The following is a 3092-nucleotide window of genomic DNA, read 5'->3' on the forward strand; positions in this document are numbered from 1 at the left end:
GGGGTGGGGTGTTCGAAGACGACCGTCGGGGCGATGGACAGTCCGGTGGCCGTGCACAGTTGGTTGCGGAACCGCATCGCGAGCATCGAGTCGAAGCCCACCTCGGAGAAGGCGCGGTCCGGCGGTACGGCGCCGGCGCCCGGGTGGCCGAGTACGGCGGCGGCGTGCCGCGTGACCAGGTCGAGGACCGCCTGGCGGCGCCCCGGCCCGTCCAGCGACGCCAGCCGTGCCGCGAGCCGAACGGCGGGCACCTCCTCTTCGCCGGCCTTATCGGCCCTATCGGCCCTATCGGCTTTGTCGGCCTCGTCGGCTTCGTCCGCGGCCGCGGCGTGTTCCGGCGCGGGGTCGTTCGCCCCCGTCGCACGGTCGCCGCCCGTCGGCCGCGGCGCGGCGAACGTGCCGCTGCGGCCCGGCGTGGGCAGCCAGTAGCGGTCCCGCTCGAACGGGTAGGTCGGCACCGGTACGGGCCGGGCGTCGGCGTCCTCGGGCAGCAGCGCCGCCCGGTCGACCGGCGCGCCCGCCGCCCACGCCTCCGCCGAGGAGGCCAGCAGCCGGTTCCGGCCGCCGTCGTCCCGCCGCAGCGTCCCCACGCCCGCCACCGCCCGGCCGCTCTCCTCGGCGACCCTCTCGGCCCCGGCGAGCAGCACCGGGTGCGGGCTGACCTCGATGAGCAGGTCGTGCCCGGCTGCCAGCAGGGAGCGGACGGCGCCCGCGAAGTCGACGGGTTCGCGGAGGTTCCGGTACCAGTAGTCGGCGTTCAGCAGCGCGCCCTCGACGGGCCCGCCGGTGACCGCGGAGTACAGCGGCACGACACAGGAACGCGGGCGAACTCCACTCAGCGCCGTCAGCAACTCTCCCTTGATCTCCGCCACTTGGGCGGAGTGCGCCGCGTAGTCGACGGGGATGCGGCGGGCCCGCAGGCCGTCGCGTTCGCACGCGGTCAGCAGCGCGTCGAGTCCGTCGGGCTCGCCCGCCACGACCACGGCGTCCGGGCCGTTCACCGCGGCGACGCCGCATGCGTCACCGTCCGTGAGCAGGCCGCGTACGCGCTCCTCGGGTGCCGCGACGGACACCATGCCGCCTCGGCCGGCGATGCGCAGCAACGCCTTGCTGCGGAGCGCCACCACCATGGCGGCGTCCTGGAGCGAGAGCGCGCCCGCCACGCAGGCGGCGGCGATCTCGCCCTGGCTGTGACCCACCACGGCGTCCGGCCGGACGCCGATGGCGCGCCAGTAGTCGGCCAGCGCCACCATCACCGCGAACAGCGTGGGCTGCACGACGTCGACCCGGTCGAGTGATGGAGCGTCAGGGGCGTTGCGCAGCACTTGTGTCAGGGACCAGTCCGTATAGGGGGCCAGGGCTTGCGCGCACCGCTCGATGGATTCCGTGAACGTCGGTTCCCGGTCGAGGAGTTGCGCTGCCATACCGGCCCACTGGGAGCCCTGTCCGGGGAAAACGAAGGCAGTTCGGCCTCCCTGGGAGCGGCCCCGCACCGCGCCGGGCGCGGGTTCTCCCTCGGCGACCGCGCCGAGCCAGTCCAGCAGTTCCTCCCGTCCGCTGCCGACGGTCGCCGCCCGGCAGGAGAAGGCCGTACGGGTCGTGGCCAGCGCCCGCGCGAGATCCGCGGGCCGCACCTCCGGGTCGGCCTCGACCCGGTCCAGCAACTGCCGCGCCTGGCGGCGCAGCGCGCCGGGGGTACGGGCGGAGAGCAGCCAGGGGACGGTGGGTGGGCTGGGGTGCGCGGCTTCGCACTCGGCGGGCCCGGCGGACTTGCTGTCGACGGGCCCGGCATCAGCATCAGAAGCGGACCTGGCAGCGTGCTGCGATGTCGGCTCGGTCTCGCGGCGCGGAGCCGGCACGGCATCCGGTGCCTGTTCCAGTACGGCGTGCGCGTTGGTGCCGCTCATTCCGAACGCGGAGACCCCGGCCCTGCGCGGCTCGTGTCCGGCGGGCTCCCATGGGCGGGACTCGGAGAGCAGCCGGACCGCGCCCGCGGACCAGTCGATGCGGTTCGACGCCTCCTCGGCGTGCAGCGTCCGCGGAAGGACCGCGTGCCGCAGCGCCATGACAGTCTTGATGACCCCGGCGACGCCCGCCGCGGCCTGCGTGTGCCCGATGTTGGACTTCAGCGAACCGAGCCACAACGGCCTCTCCGCCGACCGTTCCTGACCGTACGTCGCCAGCAGTGCCTGTGCCTCGATCGGGTCGCCGAGCGTCGTGCCCGTACCGTGCGCCTCGACCAGGTCGATCTGCGAGCCGGTCAGTCCGGCGCCCGCGAGCGCCGCGTTGATGGCCCGCTGCTGTGCGGGGCCGCTCGGCGCGGTCAGGCCGTTGCTCGCGCCGTCCTGGTTCACGGCCGTACCGCGTACGAGCGCCAGTACGGGGTGCCCCAGCCGCTGCGCGTCGGACAGCCGCTCGACGAGAATCACGCCGACGCCCTCGCCCCAGCCCGTGCCGTTCGCCGCCTGGGCGAAGGACCGGCAGCGGCCGTCGGGCGAGAGTCCCTGCTGGCGGCTGAACTCCACGAAGACGTCCGGGCTCGCCATCACCGCCGCCCCGCCGACCAGCGCGAACGAGCAGTCCCCGGACCGCAGCGCCTGCCCCGCGAGGTGGAGCGCGACCAGGGACGACGAGCAGGCCGTCTCCACCGTCACGGCGGGCCCCTCCAGGCCCAGGATGTACGAGATGCGGCCGGACGCCACGCTGGTGACGGTGCCGCTGAGCAGGTGCCCTTCGACGTCGGCGGCCGGGTCCCGCGGCCCGGTCCCGTACCCCTGGGAGGCCACGCCGACGTAGACGCCGCCTTGGCCGCCGCGTACGGAGGCCGGGTCGATCCCGGCTCGTTCCAGCGCCTCCCAGCCGGTCTCCAGCAGCAGCCGCTGCTGCGGGTCCATGGCCAGGGCCTCGCGCGGCGAGACTCCGAAGAACTCGGCGTCGAACTCGCCCGCGCCGTCCAGGAACCCGCCGCCCGTGGCGTAGAACGTGCCCTGCCGGTCGGGGTCCGGGTCGTACAGCTCGGCCAGCGGCCAGCCGCGGTCGGCCGGGTGGTCGCCGATGGCGTCCACGCCGTCGGCGACCAGGCGCCACAGGTC

1 protein-coding gene is annotated in these 3092 nt (G+C 74.9%); it reads right to left on the minus strand.

Annotated elements, in window-relative coordinates:
- On the minus strand, window positions 1-3092 hold a 3092-nt coding region (locus ACFU99_RS38935), incomplete at both ends, for a type I polyketide synthase (protein ID WP_384402044.1).

Source organism: Streptomyces sp. NPDC057654 (assembly GCF_042800135.1).
In the GTDB taxonomy this organism is placed as follows: domain Bacteria; phylum Actinomycetota; class Actinomycetes; order Streptomycetales; family Streptomycetaceae; genus Streptomyces.